15 protein-coding genes and 1 other RNA gene are annotated in these 16,378 nt (G+C 63.7%); 3 read left to right on the top strand and 13 right to left on the bottom strand.

All coding sequences use genetic code 11. The annotated features are described in order from the left end of the window. Positions 1-9 precede the first annotated feature (9 nt). The 5 genes from RQP55_RS06365 to RQP55_RS06345 all read right to left on the bottom strand — a co-directional run bounded on the left by RQP55_RS06365 (position 10) and on the right by RQP55_RS06345 (position 3,613). On the bottom strand, positions 10-792 hold the full coding sequence (locus tag RQP55_RS06365; RefSeq protein ID WP_315609350.1) for an SDR family oxidoreductase: 783 nt from the start codon (positions 790-792) through the stop codon (positions 10-12). Positions 793-864: 72 nt separating this feature from the next. Continuing rightward, positions 865-1,398, bottom strand: a complete 534-nt coding sequence (locus RQP55_RS06360) for an NUDIX hydrolase (RefSeq protein WP_315609349.1) — start codon at positions 1,396-1,398, stop codon at positions 865-867. Continuing rightward, positions 1,395-2,081 (bottom strand): hypothetical protein, encoded by a 687-nt coding sequence (locus tag RQP55_RS06355; RefSeq protein ID WP_315609348.1) that lies wholly within the window; start codon positions 2,079-2,081, stop codon positions 1,395-1,397. The genes RQP55_RS06360 and RQP55_RS06355 overlap by 4 nt, the downstream gene beginning before the upstream one ends. Continuing rightward, complete coding sequence (locus tag RQP55_RS06350; RefSeq protein WP_315609347.1) at positions 2,081-2,905, bottom strand: TPM domain-containing protein; 825 nt, start codon at positions 2,903-2,905, stop codon at positions 2,081-2,083. Before RQP55_RS06350 ends, RQP55_RS06355 begins: the two co-directional genes overlap by 1 nt. A gap of 27 nt (positions 2,906-2,932) precedes the next feature. Then, the gene (locus RQP55_RS06345; protein WP_315609346.1) at positions 2,933-3,613 is read right to left on the bottom strand and encodes a LemA family protein; all 681 of its coding nucleotides are present in this window, start codon (positions 3,611-3,613) and stop codon (positions 2,933-2,935) included. A 181-nt stretch (positions 3,614-3,794) separates the two neighbouring features. On the opposite strand from RQP55_RS06345, the gene mscL reads away from it, so the two are divergent. Further along, positions 3,795-4,196 carry a large conductance mechanosensitive channel protein MscL gene (gene mscL, locus RQP55_RS06340; RefSeq protein ID WP_315609345.1) on the top strand — a complete coding sequence of 134 codons (402 nt, stop codon included), beginning with the start codon at positions 3,795-3,797 and terminating at the stop codon, positions 4,194-4,196. 41 nt (positions 4,197-4,237) lie between these two features. Further along, positions 4,238-4,606, top strand: a transfer-messenger RNA (tmRNA) gene (gene ssrA / locus RQP55_RS06335). Between the two features lie 7 nt (positions 4,607-4,613). Here ssrA and RQP55_RS06330 read toward each other — a convergent pair. The 4 genes from RQP55_RS06330 to RQP55_RS06315 form a co-directional block, all read right to left on the bottom strand. Continuing rightward, a complete protein-coding gene (locus tag RQP55_RS06330; RefSeq protein WP_315609586.1) occupies positions 4,614-4,850 on the bottom strand; it encodes a hypothetical protein in 237 nt (78 codons plus the stop codon). Positions 4,851-4,957: 107 nt separating this feature from the next. Then, the gene (locus tag RQP55_RS06325; RefSeq protein ID WP_315609344.1) at positions 4,958-6,208 is read right to left on the bottom strand and encodes an N-succinylarginine dihydrolase; all 1,251 of its coding nucleotides are present in this window, start codon (positions 6,206-6,208) and stop codon (positions 4,958-4,960) included. Positions 6,209-6,211: 3 nt separating this feature from the next. Further along, the gene (locus RQP55_RS06320; protein ID WP_315609343.1) at positions 6,212-7,243 is read right to left on the bottom strand and encodes an arginine N-succinyltransferase; all 1,032 of its coding nucleotides are present in this window, start codon (positions 7,241-7,243) and stop codon (positions 6,212-6,214) included. After that, the gene (locus RQP55_RS06315; protein WP_315609342.1) at positions 7,240-8,451 is read right to left on the bottom strand and encodes a hydrolase; all 1,212 of its coding nucleotides are present in this window, start codon (positions 8,449-8,451) and stop codon (positions 7,240-7,242) included. Before RQP55_RS06315 ends, RQP55_RS06320 begins: the two co-directional genes overlap by 4 nt. Before the next feature lie 170 nt (positions 8,452-8,621). On the opposite strand from RQP55_RS06315, the gene RQP55_RS06310 reads away from it, so the two are divergent. Next, positions 8,622-10,682 (top strand): malate synthase G, encoded by a 2,061-nt coding sequence (locus tag RQP55_RS06310; protein WP_315609341.1) that lies wholly within the window; start codon positions 8,622-8,624, stop codon positions 10,680-10,682. Here RQP55_RS06310 and rsmA read toward each other — a convergent pair. From rsmA to RQP55_RS06290, 4 genes are all read right to left on the bottom strand, one after another. Next, positions 10,679-11,494, bottom strand: coding sequence for a 16S rRNA (adenine(1518)-N(6)/adenine(1519)-N(6))-dimethyltransferase RsmA (gene rsmA, locus RQP55_RS06305; RefSeq protein WP_315609340.1), 816 nt, complete (start codon positions 11,492-11,494; stop codon positions 10,679-10,681). The genes RQP55_RS06310 and rsmA overlap by 4 nt on opposite strands. A gap of 84 nt (positions 11,495-11,578) precedes the next feature. Continuing rightward, positions 11,579-12,583, bottom strand: coding sequence for a 4-hydroxythreonine-4-phosphate dehydrogenase PdxA (pdxA, locus tag RQP55_RS06300; RefSeq protein WP_315609339.1), 1,005 nt, complete (start codon positions 12,581-12,583; stop codon positions 11,579-11,581). Between the two features lie 7 nt (positions 12,584-12,590). After that, on the bottom strand, positions 12,591-13,928 hold the full coding sequence (locus RQP55_RS06295) for a peptidylprolyl isomerase (protein ID WP_315609338.1): 1,338 nt from the start codon (positions 13,926-13,928) through the stop codon (positions 12,591-12,593). A 158-nt stretch (positions 13,929-14,086) separates the two neighbouring features. Continuing rightward, on the bottom strand, positions 14,087-16,342 hold the full coding sequence (locus tag RQP55_RS06290; protein WP_315609337.1) for an LPS-assembly protein LptD: 2,256 nt from the start codon (positions 16,340-16,342) through the stop codon (positions 14,087-14,089). Between the last annotated feature and the right edge of the window lie 36 nt (positions 16,343-16,378).

Below are 16,378 nucleotides of genomic sequence, written 5' to 3'. Positions count from 1 at the left end.
GGGTCGGGGTTACATCGCCGAGATGCCGCCGTCGAGCTTGAGCTCGGCGCCGGTCATGAAGCGGCTCTCGTCGCTGGCAAGGTATAGCACGCCATTGGCGATGTCGTCTGGCTGGCCGACGCGCTTCAGTGGGATCTGGCGGGCCAGCTTGTCCATGATCACGTCCTTGGGCTTGCCGGTGTTGGCGGCCATGCCATCGAGGATCGGCGTGTCGACGAAGGTGGGGTGGACCGAGTTGCAGCGGATGTCCCAGCCCATCTTGGCGCAATAGAGCGCGACCGACTTGGACAGCATCCACACCGCCGCCTTGCTGGCGTTGTAGCCGGGCATGGTGTCAGACGCGATCAGACCGGCGATCGACGAGATGTTGATGATCGAGCCGGGCTGGTTGTCCTTCAGCAGCGGCAGCGCCTTCTGGCAGCCAAGGAAGACCGAGTCGACGTTAACCGCAAAGCCCTTGTGCCATTCGGCCAGGGTGCAGGTTTCGATATTGCCACGCACCCCGATCCCGGCATTGTTGACGAGGACCGAGAGCCCGCCCAGCTTGGCCGCGGCCACTTCGATCGCGGCGATCCACTGGTCTTCGCTGGTGACGTCAAGCTTGACGGAGAATGCGGTTCCGGCGCCCAGTTCGGCATTGATCGCCTCAGCCTGCGCTGCGGCGCCTTCGGCATTGATATCGGCCAGCAGCACGGTTGCGCCCTCGCGCGCCAGCATCATCGCCTGGGCCGCGCCCAGTCCCTGTGCCGCGCCGGTGATCAGCGCCTTCTTGCCTGCAACCCGTCCTGCCATGTGGTCCTCTCCCTCTCTCGCCCGCTTGGATAGCGGCATTGCGCAGCCTTGGCGAGGGGGGCGCGCGGCGCTTTACCCGATCAGTTCGGGGCCAAGCAGGAGCAGCAGCTTCACGTCCATCGCATCGCCCATCGCCCGGCGCTCGGCAATGAAGGCGGATAGCCGGGTTCGGGGCACGCGGTGAACAGTGATCTGCTCGCTCTCGGTCCCGCCGCCGGGGCCGACCTGTGTCAGGTCATGCGCGCGCAGCAGGGTGAAGCTTTCGCTGACCATGCCGGGGGAAGAATGGAAATCGCCTAGCACCTCGATCCGCCCGGCGCGATAGCCGGTTTCTTCCTCAAGCTCACGCGCTGCAGCCTCGGTTGGGTCCTCGCCCTCGGTCTCGTCGCCGATCAGGCCGGCGGGCAGCTCGATGCAGGCCCGGCCCAACGGCACGCGGTACTGCTCGACCAGGATGACGTTGTCTTCCGCATCGATGGCGATGATCACGGCGGCGCGGATGCCCCGCGCCCGGCTGACATACTCCCACCGGCCGCGGGTCTTGGCGACGATGTACTTGCCTTCCCAATGGACCTGCTCAGGCAGGTCGCGGTCGTCGTGGCTCATACCTCGATCACCCGGTCGGGCAGCTCGTTCTGGTCATCGGCGGCGCGGGGGAAGTGCTGGGCGAGGACTGCCCCGACCTTTGCAATCGCTCCCGTCAGGCCGGCCGCCAGATCATCGGCACGGATGCCTTGCAGCAAGGCAGCCATCGCCTCGCCCCAGACCTCGGGGCTGACCTTCCCGGCGATGGCAGCATCAGCCACGATCTCGGCCCGGTGCTCGGCCAGACTGACGTAGATCAGAATGCCGGTGCGGCCATGGGTGCGGCGCTCGGCCCCGATTTTGAAACAGGCCTCGGCCCGGGCCCGGACGCGGGCGGCCTTGATGAAGCCGGGCACCAGCCAGAATTTGAGCGGCTGCCACAGTTGCAGCACCACCATGCCCAGAAACTTCAGGATCGCGACCGTCGCCGCCAGGGTGAAAATCCCCTGCGGTGTCCACTCGCGCCCCCAGTCGCCCAACACGCGGTCGTAAAGGCCAAGGTAGAAGCCCGGGAACAGCGAGAGCACTGTCAGCGCAGTCATCGCCACCAAGGCCGCCCAGGCGAGGGCGACGTCGGCATAGCCGTCCGAGCGCTCGGTGACGATAGTCACGATCTCGCCCGCGCTGCTCGCCTCGGCTGCGGCGACCGCAGCGGAGACCGTGTCGTGCTCCGCAGGCGTCAGGTGGATTGTTTGTCCAGCCATCACCAGCTCCCCGATGCGCCGCCGCCGTCGAAGCCGCCGCCGCCGCCCCCAAAGCCGCCGAAGCCGCCGCTTCCGCCACCACCGAAATCGAAGCCGCCACCGCGACCACCGCCGCGACTGGCGTGGTGGGCGATCTCGCTCAGACCCCAGAGGATAACTCCAGGATCAATTCCGCTTCTGCGATACCCGCGCCGACCTCGCCGACCGAACATAAGCATGAAGAACAGGATCATCATGATCCAGAATACCACCGCCCCTCCGCTAGGTTCGTCACGACCACGGACCGCCTCTGCCGCGGCGGCAGCTTCGGCCACGGCCTTCGCATCGGCCGGATCGCGGCTAAGCTGGGCCATGATTGCGTCGACCCCGGCACCGATCCCGCCGGCCATGTCGTTCGCCTTGAACCGTGGCGCGACCGTGTCGCGGATGATCCTGCCGGCGAGGACATCGGGCAAGCGTTCCTGCACCCCTCGCGCGGCGTGAATGCGGATCTTCCGCTCAGTGGGGGCGATAAGAAACAGGATGCCCTGCTCGCTTTCCGCACCGCCAATGTCCCAGGTCTCGGCCAGTTGCTGGGCATAGGCATCGACCGGCAGGTCATCGAGCGAAGTCACCGTGGCGACGATGATCGCCCGGCCGGTTTCCTGGTTGTAGGCGCGCAACCGCGCATCAAGCGCGGCCTCGTCCGCATCCGGAATGATCGTAGCGGCATCAAGGACTGGGCCGGCAGGCCGATCCGGCAATTTGGCCAAGGCGCTCGTACTGGCCATCGCCAAAGTCAGCGATGCCAGCACGGCCCAAAGCCACACGGTGATCCGGCGCATCGGGCGTCTCTCTACCGCGATGTCCTGTTACTGCGCTGCTGCGGCGGACGAAGCGGGGCGCGCGGAGTTATCATTGGCTGGTGCCCCGGCGGGAGCGGCAGGGCCAGTCCCGAAATCGACCTTCGGCGCGGCTGAGGCGCCGGGATCAGCCTTGAACGGCACCATTGGCTTGGCACCGTGGATCAGCTTGGCGCCGATCGCATCGGGGAAGGTGCGGATCGTGGTATTATAGTCCTGCACGGCTTCGTTGTAGCGGGTGCGGGCCACATTGATACGGTTTTCGGTCCCTTCCAGCTGGACCATCAGGTCGGCAAAGCGCGCCTGGCTCTGCAGCTGCGGATAGCTCTCAACCACGGTGCGCAGCTGGCCGAGGGCCTGGGTCAGCTGGTTCTGGGCATTCTGGAACTTCTCGAATGTCGCCGGGTCTGAGAGGTCCTCGGTCCGCACGTTGATTGAGGTCGCTGCGGCGCGGGCGTTGGTGACATTGGTCAGGATCGTCGTTTCCGATGCCGCGGCCCCCTTGGTGGTCTCTACCAGAGCCGGGACCAGGTCGGCCCGGCGCTGATAAGCGCTTTCGACATCGGCCCACTTGGCCTTGGCGTTTTCCTCGGCAGTTGGCACGGAGTTGATCCCGCAGCCCGCCAATGCGGCGGCGGCGGCGGCAACGAGGGCAAAACGGCCAAATCGACGGGCAATGGCTGCGGTCATGTGATGCGTTCCTCTTTCACGGGCGGCGTTGGGGCCGGGCCAGATGCAGGATGTAGCGTGCGCCGGGGCCGGTTCAAGCGGCAGACGCAAAAATCCCGCATGCGCAATTGATTATTGCCGCACCGAAAGACTAATGGCAGTTTATACGTATCTTTGAGATCAGGCGAAGGGGACACGTTCCATGCTGAGTGAATTCAAGGCCTTTCTGTCGCGAGGCAATGTGCTTGACCTTGCGGTCGGCGTGATCATCGGGGCCGGGTTTGGCAAGATTGTCTCCTCGCTGACGGACGACGTGCTGATGCCAGTGATTGGCTTCCTTACCGGCGGGGTCGATTTTTCGAACAAGTACACTGTGCTCGCGGGAGATGTCGCCGCTGGGGCAACGTTGGCAGCCGCCAAGGCGGCGGGTGCGACCGTGATTGCCTGGGGCAGTTTCATTACCGCCGTTATCAACTTTGTGATTTTGGCTTTCGTGATTTTCCTGATCGTGCGCCAGGCCAACAAGATCGTGCCACCACCTGCCGGCGGCCCTAGCGAGGTGGAACTGCTGAGCGAAATTCGGGATGCACTCAAGAAGGGCTGATTTGGGAAAACAGTTGGCTGGAAGGGCGGGGGCTTGCTCCCGCCCTTTTCATTTGGCCCCAGGCTCCCTATATCCGTTTTGCCGGGTTCGCCCGGCTATGGCGATAAACTGCGGCGTGCAATAGGCGCAGCGGACCCGGGGGCGGTACCCGGCGGCTCCACCATTGTCTCCTTCCCTCTCGGGAGGGGGCCTGCTCCGGCAGGGACAATGACGGGGCCGAACTAGGATCGACGTGTGTTGAAAAGCGCTGTTTTTGCCCGGGCTGAGTAACCCGTTCAAGGCTCAAAACTCACAAGTGCCAACGATAACGAAGCACTTGCTCTTGCTGCGTAATTCTAGGGCCTAGCGGCCTGAAGTTACACTACCAAGAACGGGGTCCGGGGCGTACCTTGCAACAGAAACGCCCCACTATTCCCCTCAGTGTGCCGGGAATTGGGCGAGATCCCTCTCAAGTTTCACGCAGTCGAGGATTTTTGCGCCGGCCATGAACACGGTGCCAGTGCAGGCCAGGAACAGCAGCAAGCCGCCAATGCCTGGAAAACGCGCCAGATAGATCGAACCCCGCTCCACCGCGCCGAGCGCGAGCGCGTATATGATCAGGTAGGCCTCAAGCGAGGTTTTGATCACGAACAACTGGCCGATCTTACGAAGCATGGTCTTGCGCACCGCCTCAACAGGTATGGGAATGCCCTCCATGCCAAAGCAGGACAATCGCGCAAGGGACTGGTTAACTGCCTGTCCCATTGTTAGCCACTTGGACTTTAACCGAACTCAGCAAAATCAAGCGTTGCCAGCAATGCCTGGCGCGCAGCGATGATGCGCATTGCAAGTGCCGGATCGCCGATTTGGTCGGCACCAATCGATGCCGGCCAATGTTCGGTGACGACAGCTTCGATCCTAGCGATCTTCTTCTCGTCGAGCAGAAAGCGCTGATCGATCGTCGCTGGATCGGCGACAACCCTTAGCCGCAAGCAGGCTGGTCCTCCACCATTGGCCATCGATTGCCGGACGTCGACCGGCATGACCCGACGGATCGGGCCGTTGCTCGCAAGCATCCCGTCCAACCAGGCCCGGACCTTGGGGTGCTCCCAGGCTTCGAGCGGGATCACCAGGCCCATCTCGCCCGAGGGCAGGGTAAGGAGCTGGGCGTTGAACAGGTAGCTCTTGATCGCATCGGCCAGGCTGACCGCTGCGGCCGGCACGATCACGATCTCCGCCTCCGGCAGCAGATCGCGGATCGCGCCATAGGTGCCCTCAGGATCGGCGAAAGCCAGTTCATGCGTGAAGAGCACCCGCTCATTCGCGACGGCGACGACGTCGTTGTGGAATGCTCCGGCGGCGATGGCTTCCGGATTCTGCTCGACAAATAGGGTGCGCGCTGGATCAATGCCGTGCAGGCGGGCCACCGCGCGGCTGGCCTGTTCATGCTGGCGCGCGGGGAATGGCCCGCCGCTTTTGCCGTAAACGAAGATTTCGATCCCCGGATCGCCATGACTGGCGCTCATCCGCATGTGATTGGCCGCGCCCTCGTCGCCGAAGCAGGCGGGCACGGCATCGTGGACGGCAAAGTGCTCTGGATTAGCAAAGGCCAGGCGCAACTGCTTCACTGTGTCAGGCCATTCCTGGCTGCGGTGCGGCATAGTGACAAGGTTCGCGGCGGTCAGGTGACAGCGCCCATCAGCCGTATCAGGGGCAGGCGAGACTGTCGCGGCATTGGCCGTCCACATCGCGCTGGCTGACCAGGCGGCGGCCAGCAGGCGGCGGTCCTCGCTGCCGTTTGCGCCAATTGCCGAGAGAAAGGCGCCGTTGGGCCGGGGCAGGGGCAGCAGGAAGCCCTGAACCAACCCCAATGCCAGGTTGTGGCGCATCTTGCTGAGCCCTTGCAGCGCTGCCGCGCGCGGAAAGCTTGTGTCACCTGCGTTGTTGGCAGAGGCGATGTTGCCAAGGCTGAGCCCGGCATAGTTGTGGCTTGGCCCGATGATCCCGTCAAAGTTGATCTCAACCAGGCTCATGGCTCAGCCCCGCGCGACGTGAGTGACGGTCATGCCCGGTTCTACGCCCAGCAGCGCTGCGCAGGCGGGATCCAACGCAATCCCGCCTTCGCGCGGATCGACCCAGCCATAGGCGGTGCGGAAATCGGCCAATTTGCCGATCGAGACCAGACGCTTCTCGCCTGACTTGTTATCGCCGAGGTTCCCGTCAAGCGCGACAACGGCTTCGTCCTTTGCCTCGCGGATTGAGCGGATCTGGTCGGTCCGTACGGTCATGGTCGGGCCGCCATCAAAGATGTCGATGTAGCTTTCCCAGGCGAAGCCTTCTTCCTCCAGCATCCGCATCGCGGCGCGGCCGGAAGGGTGGGGCACGCCGATGACCGCCTTGGCCGCTTCAGACAGCATGGCAATGTAAACCGGATGCTTGGGCATAAGATCGGCGATGAACTGGTTGCCATGCTTGGCGTTGAACTCGTCCGCATCCTGAAAATTCATACCAAAGAAGCGCCCGGCAACCCCATCCCAGAACGGTGAACCACCGGCCTCGTCGATCACCCCGCGCAGTTCGGCCAGGCAGCGGTCGGCAAAGCGCTGGCGGTGGTTGCGGATGAACAGATAGCGGCTGCGGGCAATCAGCATACCGAGGCCGCCGGCCCGCTCACCGGGGTGCAGGAACAGGCCGCCGACTTCACTTACACCCTCAAGATCGGTCGATAAGTTAAGGATATCAGCACGAAAAGTTCGCCCCAGCTCTTCGCTGTGCTGGGTCAGCGCACCAATCCGGTAGGAATAGAACGGCCACTTCAATCCGACGGCGGAGAAGATCTGGCAGGTGCCGCGCACTTCACCGGTGGCGGTGTTTTCCAGCACGAAAACGAACAGGTCATCGCCCACTTCATCCGCGGTGCGGGAAAAGGCGGCAGCGCCGCGCTCCAACTTGGCGGTCAGCGCCTTGCGATCGGGTGGCAGGTTGGTGAAGCCGCCACCGGTCCGCTTGGCCATCTCGTAGAGGTGCTGCAGGTCATCGGCTTTGGCTGCGCGGATCACGAAGGTCACAAGGTTACTCCGGTAGCAAGTCGGTGCAGAACAAGGGCGGAAAGCTTGGCGCGCTCGGCCAGGCTTGGGACAATCAGGAACTCATCCGGCGAATGGATCGCGCCGCCGCGCACGCCCATCGTGTCCACCACGGGCACACCGCAGGCGGCGATGTTGTTGCCATCGCAGACCCCGCCAGAGCTTTGCCAGCGGATCGTTTGGCCCAGCGCCGCGCCGCAATCCCGCACCAGTTCGAACAGGCGCTCGGCTGGCGGATCGAGCGGCTTGGGCGGGCGGCTGATCCCGCCATGGCGATGGATCGCCACCCCATGTTCGGCCGCAACGGCCGCGATCAGCTGCTGGACCTGTTGTTCGAACCACTCCGCCAGCTGGGTATTCATCGGGCGGATGTTGAAACGCAGCACGGCATGATCGGGCACGACATTGTTGGCGCTGCCGCCATCAATCTTTGCGGGATTGATGCTGAGGCCCTCCCGTTCGAGCGCCTTGAGGCCCAGCGCGAGTGCGGCCGCCGCGACAATGGCATTGCGCCCATCCTGCGGATTTCGTCCGGCGTGGGCGGACTTGCCTGTCACGATCAGGCTGTAATTCCCGCTGCCGCCGCGCGCGCCAGCCAAGGTTCCATCAGGCAAGGCTGAGGGTTCGTAAGTCAGCGCGGCAATCTTGCCCGCCGCCAGTTCGGCAATCAGCGGGGCGGAGGAAAGGCTGCCGGTTTCCTCGTCTGAATTGAGCAGCACATCATAGCCCACGCCCGCTGCGGCGGGGCTGCCTTCAAAGGCCTTGAGCGCGGCGAGGATGACCGCGATCCCGCCCTTCATATCAGCCACGCCGGGGCCGTTCAGGGTTTCTTCGTCCAGCCAGCGGGGGGCTTGAAAGGCGTGGTCGGGCGGGAAGACCGTGTCCATGTGCCCGGTCAACAGGAACCGGCGGTTGGCTTTGGGGCGGACGCGCAGCACCATGTGTTGGCCATAGGCAACCTCCAGCCCGCGCCCATCGGGTGCCACTGCTTCAACCTTCGCGGGGGCGACCAAGGCAACCTCGCCCGGCAGGGCCGCGAATGCATCGGCCAATATCGCAACATATTGCGCCAGCCCGGACAAGTTGCCCGTGCCGGTATTGATGGCGCTCCAGGCCAGCACCTGATCCAGCATCGGCGCGGCATCGACGCTGGCGATCAGCGCGGCTTCGGCGGAGGTAAGTTGTTGCATGTGTTACCACCACTAGCCGAGGCGAGAGGGGGTTCCAACCCCTGTCCGGCAAGACCCGTTGCCATCCCTTCGCACATGCGGCATAGGCTGGGAAATTCCTCCCCGGGATCGTTGATGTAACACGCGCCAGCAGATCATCGTGCTGCGCGCTCCATGTTGTGTGAGGTACAATGAGCGATCGGGTTGAGAAGTCGGGCCTGCAAGTGGATGCGGCACTGGCCGCCTTTATCGAGAACGAGGTCGTAAAACCGCTGGGTCACGATCTGGGCCAGTTCTGGACCGGCTTTGCGGCGCTGGTGGAGCGCTTCGGTCCGGTAAACCGCGCGCTGCTGGCCAAGCGGGAAGACCTGCAAGCCCGGATTGATGCCTGGCACAAGGCGCGCGCTGGCCAGCCGATCGACGCTTCCGAGTATCAGGCCTTCCTGCGCGAAATTGGCTACCTTGTGCCGGAGCCTGCGCCTTTTTCAGTCACCACGCAGAACGTCGATCCTGAAATCGCCACCATGGCAGGCCCGCAGCTGGTTGTGCCGGTGCTCAATGCCCGGTTCCTGCTCAACGCAGCCAATGCCCGGTGGGGCAGCCTCTATGACGCCTATTACGGCACCGATGCACTCGATGCCCCGCCCGCCCGCCCGGGTGGCTACGACGAAGCGCGCGGCGGAGCGGTGATCGTTGCGGTTCGCAAGTTCCTCGATTCCGCCATCCCCGGTTGGGAAGCAGCGCTCGCGGGCGGGTCCAGCGAACACCTGATCGCGACCAAGCCGGGTGGCTACCTGTTCCGCCACAACGGTCTGCACATCGAAGTGGTGGTTGATCGCGATCACCCGGTCGGCAAGACCGATCCGCTCGGCATTGCCGATGTTTTGCTGGAATCGGCGCTGACCACGATCTGTGACCTGGAGGATTCGATCGCGGCGGTCGATGCCGAGGACAAGCTGAATGCCTATCGCAACTGGCTGGGCGTGATTCGCGGCGATCTGGCCGAAACCTTTGAGAAGGGCGGGCGCACGATGACCCGCAGGCTCAATGGTGACCGCACCTGGGGTGATCTGATCCTGCCCGGGCGCAGCCTGCTGTTCGTGCGCAATGTCGGCCACCTGATGACCAACCCGGCGATCCTGCTGGCCGATGGCAGCGAGATTCCGGAAGGGATCATGGACGCGGTCATCACCAGCGCGATTGGCGCGCATGACCGGGCCGGGCTGTGCAAGTACGGCAATGGCCGCCACGGCAGCATCTACATCGTCAAGCCCAAGCAGCATGGCCCTGAGGAGTGCGCCTTCACCAACGACCTGTTCGATGCGGTCGAAGATCTGCTCGGCCTGCCGCGGCACACCGTGAAGGTGGGCGTGATGGATGAGGAGCGCCGCACATCGGCCAACCTTGCCGCCTGCATCCACGCGGTGAAGGACCGGATCGTGTTCATCAACACCGGCTTCCTCGACCGCACCGGGGATGAAATCCATACTTCGATGCGCGCAGGTGCGATGATCCGCAAGGCCGACATGAAGGCCTCGTCCTGGATCGCCGCTTACGAAGCGCGCAACGTCCAGATCGGCCTGTCCTGCGGGCTTTCGGGCAAGGCGCAGATCGGCAAGGGCATGTGGGCCGCGCCCGACCTGATGGGCGAAATGATGGTCCAGAAGATCGGCCACCCGAAGTCAGGCGCCAACACCGCCTGGGTGCCGTCGCCCACCGCCGCGACGCTCCACGCGATGCATTACCACGCGGTCGATGTGTTCGCCGTGCAGCAGGAATTGGCCGACAAGCCCACCCCGGGCCTCGAACCGCTGTTGGCCGTGCCCTTGGCGCAGGGTACCAACTGGTCGGAAGACGAAGTTCGGGCCGAGCTCGACAACAACGCCCAGGGCCTGCTTGGCTATGTCGTGCGCTGGATCGACCAGGGCGTAGGTTGCTCCAAGGTGCCGGACATTAACGACGTGGGCCTGATGGAAGACCGCGCCACCTTGCGTATTTCATCGCAGCACATGGCCAACTGGCTGCTCCATGGCGTCTGCACCAAGGATCAGGTGATGGACAGCCTGCGCCGCATGGCCGCCAAGGTCGATGCCCAGAACGTCGGCGATCCGCTTTACGAGCCGCTGGTGGGGAACGAGGACGCCCCGGCCTTCCGCGCGGCTTGCGATCTGGTGTTCAAGGGTGTCGAACAGCCGAGCGGCTATACCGAGCCGCTGCTTCACCAGTGGCGGCGGGTTAAGAAGGCGGGTTAGGACAGCGCGCGCGCCAGGCCGACGAACTCCGCAACGCTGAGCGTTTCGGCACGGCGTTGCGGATCGATGCCAAGACTTTCCAATGCTTCGAGCGCGCCGGGCAGACCCTTCAGGCTCTGGCGCAGCATCTTGCGGCGCTGGCCGAAGGCGGCTTCGGTCACGCGTTCGAGCATCCGCGCCGAAACACCCTGCGGCATATCGGCAGGTGTGACATGGATCACGGCGCTCATCACCTTGGGTGGCGGAGTGAAAGCGCTGCGGTGAACCTTCATCGCGATCTTGGCGTTGGACCGCCACTGGGCCAGCACGGCAAGGCGGCCATAGGCATCGCTGCCGGCTTCGGCGACGATCCGCTGGGCAACCTCAAGCTGGAACATCAGCGTCAGGCTGGCCCATTGCGGCGGCCAGTCCTGGCCAGACAGCCAGCCGGTGAACAGCATGGTGCCCACGTTGTAGGGCAGGTTGGCAACGACGTGGAACGGGCCTTCGAGCCCGTGATCGATCTTGGTTGCATCGCCTTCGATCACCCTGAGCTGGCTCGGGAAGGCTTCGCTCAGTTCGGCAAGAGCGGGGAGGCAGCGGCGGTCCATCTCGATCGCGGTAACCTGCGCGCCGGCGCGGAGTAGCGCACGGGTCAGCCCGCCGGGGCCGGGACCGATTTCAAGGACCTGCTGGCCCTTGAGCTTGCCCGGGATCGCGGCAATCCGGTCAAGCAGTTGCTCATCGAACAGGAAGTTCTGGCCAAGCGCCTTGGAAGCGAACAGGCCGTGCCGGTTGATGACATCGCGTAAGGGTGGGAGATTAACTGTCACCCGACCTCCCTAGCCGTTCGTGTCGAGCGAAGTCGAGACACGTTGCGCACAGGTGTCTCGACCTCGCTCGACACGAACGGGTTTTCAGGTTTGGCCGCGGCGAACCGCGATCTCGCCAGCCATGCGGATCGCGGCGATGGTGGCGCCGGGATCGGCCAGCCCCTTGCCGGCAATGCCAAAGGCTGTCCCGTGGTCAGGGCTGGTGCGCACGATGGGCAGGCCGAGTGTGACATTGACGCCTTCGTCAAAGTCCAGCGCCTTCAGCGGGACCAGCGCCTGATCGTGGTACATGCAAAGCGCCGCATCAAAGGTGGCGCGGGATCGGGGTGTGAACAGCGCGTCGGCCGGGTGTGGGCCGGTGGCTTCGATGCCCTCGGCCCGCAAGGCGGCAATGGCCGGGGTGATGACAGCGCCATCCTCATGCCCCATCCGTCCGTCCTCCCCCGCATGCGGATTGAGCGCGGCTATGGCCAGGCGGGGGCGATCAATACCGAAGTCCTGTGCCAATGCGCGGGCGACAATCCGGGCCTTGCGGAGAATCAAGTCAGCGGTGATCAGGGCGGGAACCGCGGACAATGCGACGTGGACCGTAAGCGGCACCGTCCGCAGTGTCGGTCCGGCGAGCATCATCACGGCGTCCTCAGCCGCGATCCCGCAGGCCGCGGCGACGAACTCGGTTTGACCGGGGTGGGCGAAGCCGACCTCTGCCAGCAATGATTTGGCGATCGGCGCGGTGACAATGCCCCAGCAATCGCCGCTACGGGCCAATTCGGTGGCTTCGGTTAGCGAGGCGAGGGCCAGTTCGGCACCTGTGCGGTCAGGAGATCCGGGCCGATAGTCACCATCAGCGCCGGCCAAGACGGGCAGCATGAAGTCAAAACACTCCAGGGCTTCGGCCGGATGGAACACTTCGCGAATTGGCACGGAAAGCCCGCGCATTTGGGCTGCCGCTGCGATCACTTCAGCTCCGCCAGCCACCACGAACGGCGGCAGCAGCTTCGCCTCGCGCGCGGCCCAGGCAGCCGCGATCAGTTCCGGACCAACCCCCGCCGGATCGCCCAGCGATACGACGAGTGCCCCCTCGCTCATCGTGCGATCAGTCGTAATCGATCACGGCGTCACGCCGCAGGTCGCGCAGATAGGCCTGGGCGCGCTTGTTGACGCGCTCATCTTCGATCTGGCCCTGGATCTGCTCGAAGTTCGGTGCGGTTGCGTCCTTCGGATCATCGCGGCCGCACAGCATCAGCACCCGCACCCCGTCCTGGATCGAACCGAATGGAGGGGTGACTTCACCCAAGGTCATTCCCAAAACCATGTTCTGAAGCGGCCCGGGCAGGTCACGGGCCTTTATCTGGTCATTGGTAACCACTTCGGCCCCCTGCTGCTGGGCGATGGAATCAACCGTCCCGCACCCTCGCGCGGAGCGGACCGCTTCAGCAAAACCGCGGGCTTTGGCCGTAGCTTGAGCGTCCGTCGTGCCTGGTGCAAAGCTGATCGAAAGCTGCTTGAGGCTGAGCACGGCGTCACGCGGATCGGCGGTCAGCACCTGGCGCTTGTCGATCAAAGCGACGATCGAAAAGCCGCCACGGATCTCAATTGGGCCGGCTAGCTGGCCGGCCTGCAGGCTTGTGAGTGCAGCACCGAGCTCTGCCGGCAACTGGCCAAGGCGCACCCAGCCAAGATCGCCGCCAACCGACGCGGTAGACGCCTCGGAGAACTGGCGGGCGTAACCCACAAAGCTGCCACCAGCGCGGAGCTGTTCGACAATGCGGGTGGCATTGGCCAGGACCGCATCGCGGTTCTCCGACGTGGCTGAGAGGAAAATTTCGCCGACACGGTATTCTTCGGTGCCCTTGGCATCCTGCATGCGCTTCAGCACTTCGCGCACTTCATCGTCCGAAACGTTGACGAAGGGCTGGACGTTGCGTCGCAGCAGCCGCTGCCAGGACAGTTCGCCGCGAATTTGGCGTTTGAGCGAGGCCGGTGCGGAACCGATTTTGGCAAGGTAGGCGTCCATTGCCTTGGGGTCTTGGCCAAAGTTCTGACCAGCGATGCGTGTATAGGCCTGGTCAACCTCTGCTTGGTCAATCTCGACCTTCTGTGCCGCAGCTTCCTGGATCTGGAGCGTTTCGTCCATCAGGTTGCGCAGCACTTGAAGCTTTAACCGCTTCAGTTCCTCTGCATCGATCGCGCCGCCGCTGGCAGCTACCAAAAGGGCAACGCGCTGATCGATATCAGTGCCGGTGATGATCTCACCGTTCACAACCACGGTTGCCTTCCGATAATTCGGATCGTTCTTTTCAAAGAAATTTGGATTTTCGGGTAGCGCCAGACCGCTGGAGGAAGAGGTGGCATTCTGCGCCATCGCCCCACCGGCCAGAGCCAGGGCGGCAATGGCAAACGTGTAGCGAAGCGGGCGGCGCGAAATGGACATGCGTGTCACCGTCAGTTCAATCCCCATTACGGCGCGGAAAAAATTTCCCGGCCTACTTGCCGGAGCCATTGCCGCCGGCTGGCTTAACCCAAGCTGATCAGGCTACCACCATTGACGGGCCGGATAGCGCGTTTGCTTCGCCCCGGCAAATGTCCCGATCACCGAAAACCAAGATTACGCACGGCTAAACTCACCTGGAAGGTGTTGCCGCGGCGCGCATCCCCGGTTGCAACAAAATCGCGGCGCCAGGTCAGCGCAAGATCAAGGCAATCATCCTGATAGGCAACCCCGATCCGGGTGCGCAGCGCCTGGAAGCCATCCGTCGCCAGCACCGGGTCTTCCTTCGCTCCGGTCAGGTTGAAGACACCCGAGCCAAACAGCGACCAGTACCGCGCAAAGGCAACACGCCCGGCGACGCGCAATTCTTCGCGATCCTTTAGGTCTTCAGCGATGGCAGAAATGTCGCGGTTGAGACGGAGGTAGCCCACTTCGGCATAGGTCCGCTCGCTCCCGATCGCAGCGTCGATTTCATTGCGGCGGACCGCGAAGTTATCCTTGTCGAGCCGGAAACGGTGCGTGAAGCGGACGAAGTCCTTGTAGCGCACTTCGGTTCGCCCGACGATGTCCGAAACCCGGTTGGAAAGGCCCGTCCCATCGGGCAGCAGGGTCGGCTTGCTGGTCAGGCGATAGGACTGCCCGATGTTGGTCGAAACGCGCCAGCCCGGCTTTTCCCACTGCCAGTCGAACCCATAGGTAAAGCGCACCCCATCTTCGATCCGATCATATCCCGGGAAGCGATTGAGCGCGAAGAGGTTTGAATCCTCAAGGTCGATTGCGCGGGCATCCTCGTTCGGGATTGCCAGATTGCGCAGGTTCGGGCTGGCAACCACCTGCAAACGCGGCGTGAGCACTTGCGCGCCCCCAAAAAACGCGCCCAGCAAGGGCCATTTCACATCGACCGCCGCCGTCGTGAGCCCGCGGGTCTGCCAACCCGGATTGCCGCGGTAGACTGCCGTTGCCGTCAGACTATTTTCGTCCGAATTGTAAACGTCGCCGCGGGCGAGCGCGGTGAATGTAACTTCCTGGCCAAGGCCGGTAATGCGCCGCAGGTCCCACCGGGCCGAGGCGAAAGCGCGCTGGGTGTCCTGTCCGGTCGTGCGGGTGATGGCGAGCGAGTTGGCCTGGAGCTCAATCTTACCGCCCATCAGCGGATCATTCAGCCGGCGGCGATAGTCGATGACCGGAAGTGCAATCGGCACCTGGCCCTGCGCATCGCCAACCCGCAGGGTCTGCGTCGCCCAGCCAGCAACGGAGAGGTACGAATTGGGATCGATCCGCTCGACCTCAATCATGCTGCGCAGCCGGTCATCCCGGCTGATGTCATAGCGGCGCAGGAAGGTTCGGTCCGAAGCGATGCGGCCCGATGCCGTTATCGACCAGTTCGGTGAAAGCTGGAATTTGCCATTCCCGGCCAGATAACCGCGGAAGTCCCGCTGGCTATCCAGCGGCTCCCCGCCGATGGGGATGCGGGAAGACCGCGTGGCATAGCCGGTGACCTGATAGGCCCCCTTGCTGGTCAACTGGCGGTATTGGCCCGAAATCATCGGCAACGCGGCAGTATAGACATAGCCGGTGAGCGCCAGATCCCGGTTGTTGCCAAGCCGCTTGTAATAGGTCTGCGAGAATTCGACGCCATTGGATGCCGAAAGCCGAACATCCGGGATCAGCAGGCCGGAAATCGGTCTTCCGTCGCTCGCCAGCATCAGGCCGGGCAGGGGCAGCAAACGCGCCCCGAACAGCTCAAGCCGAGCCCCCTTGAAGCGGATCAGTTTCTTGGTGTCATCATAAGTCACGCGCTGGGCGGTAATCCGCCAGCTTGGATTGACGGGACAACCCGAGCTATCTTCAACGGCGCAGGCTGAATAGACGGCGTTGGACAGCACAATGGTGCCATCGGGCGCACGCTGGCCATTGGCGGCAGCCAGTCGGCCGCCTTCGCGCAGCGCCAGCAGCATATTCTGCATGGCCCCGGCGCGCAGGTCTTCATCCAGCACCAGCGAATCGGCGAAAAGCTGGTTACCGTCACTGTCGACCAGGCGAATATTACCACTGGCTTCCACTTCGCCGGTCTTGCGGTTCCAAACCACCTTGTCTGCACGAACCGACTGCTTTTCCCGGCGCATCACGACATTGCCAAACACGGTGACGCTGTCCGAGGCGTCATCATAGCTGATCCCGTCCGCTTCGAAGCCAACGGGCACTTCGGCTGCGGCTTCGCTGGGCAGAGGCGCTGCGGTCTCCTGAGCTTGGGCGGTTCCGGCAATGGTCAGAAAGGCAAGCGCCAACGCGCTGGATTTCCAGCGACCAAGAGCAAAGGCGAGGTGGGGCGGCCGCGGCCGCGCAGGGTGACGCATGGCTTGCCTATCGCACCGCCCGCGCCTAACTGCAAT

Origin of the sequence: Novosphingobium sp. APW14 (assembly GCF_032337075.1) — a bacterium.
In the GTDB taxonomy this organism is placed as follows: domain Bacteria; phylum Pseudomonadota; class Alphaproteobacteria; order Sphingomonadales; family Sphingomonadaceae; genus Novosphingobium.
Note: the sequence above shows the minus strand (reverse complement) of the source record. Positions and strands in the feature narration are given on the sequence as shown.

What these genes read in the sequence shown, in the direction of transcription:
- pdxA (WP_315609339.1), bottom strand. Translation starts at nt 12,583, where the DNA reads ATGAGCGAGGGGGCACTCGTCGTATCGCTGGGCGATCCGGCGGGGGTT.
- RQP55_RS06365 (WP_315609350.1), bottom strand. Translation starts at nt 792, where the DNA reads ATGGCAGGACGGGTTGCAGGCAAGAAGGCGCTGATCACCGGCGCGGCA.
- RQP55_RS06350 (WP_315609347.1), bottom strand. Translation starts at nt 2,905, where the DNA reads ATGCGCCGGATCACCGTGTGGCTTTGGGCCGTGCTGGCATCGCTGACT.
- mscL (WP_315609345.1), top strand. Translation starts at nt 3,795, where the DNA reads ATGCTGAGTGAATTCAAGGCCTTTCTGTCGCGAGGCAATGTGCTTGAC.
- RQP55_RS06330 (WP_315609586.1), bottom strand. Translation starts at nt 4,850, where the DNA reads ATGCTTCGTAAGATCGGCCAGTTGTTCGTGATCAAAACCTCGCTTGAG.
- RQP55_RS06345 (WP_315609346.1), bottom strand. Translation starts at nt 3,613, where the DNA reads ATGACCGCAGCCATTGCCCGTCGATTTGGCCGTTTTGCCCTCGTTGCC.
- RQP55_RS06315 (WP_315609342.1), bottom strand. Translation starts at nt 8,451, where the DNA reads ATGCAACAACTTACCTCCGCCGAAGCCGCGCTGATCGCCAGCGTCGAT.
- RQP55_RS06310 (WP_315609341.1), top strand. Translation starts at nt 8,622, where the DNA reads ATGAGCGATCGGGTTGAGAAGTCGGGCCTGCAAGTGGATGCGGCACTG.
- RQP55_RS06290 (WP_315609337.1), bottom strand. Translation starts at nt 16,342, where the DNA reads ATGCGTCACCCTGCGCGGCCGCGGCCGCCCCACCTCGCCTTTGCTCTT.
- RQP55_RS06360 (WP_315609349.1), bottom strand. Translation starts at nt 1,398, where the DNA reads ATGAGCCACGACGACCGCGACCTGCCTGAGCAGGTCCATTGGGAAGGC.
- RQP55_RS06295 (WP_315609338.1), bottom strand. Translation starts at nt 13,928, where the DNA reads ATGTCCATTTCGCGCCGCCCGCTTCGCTACACGTTTGCCATTGCCGCC.
- RQP55_RS06325 (WP_315609344.1), bottom strand. Translation starts at nt 6,208, where the DNA reads ATGAGCCTGGTTGAGATCAACTTTGACGGGATCATCGGGCCAAGCCAC.
- RQP55_RS06355 (WP_315609348.1), bottom strand. Translation starts at nt 2,081, where the DNA reads ATGGCTGGACAAACAATCCACCTGACGCCTGCGGAGCACGACACGGTC.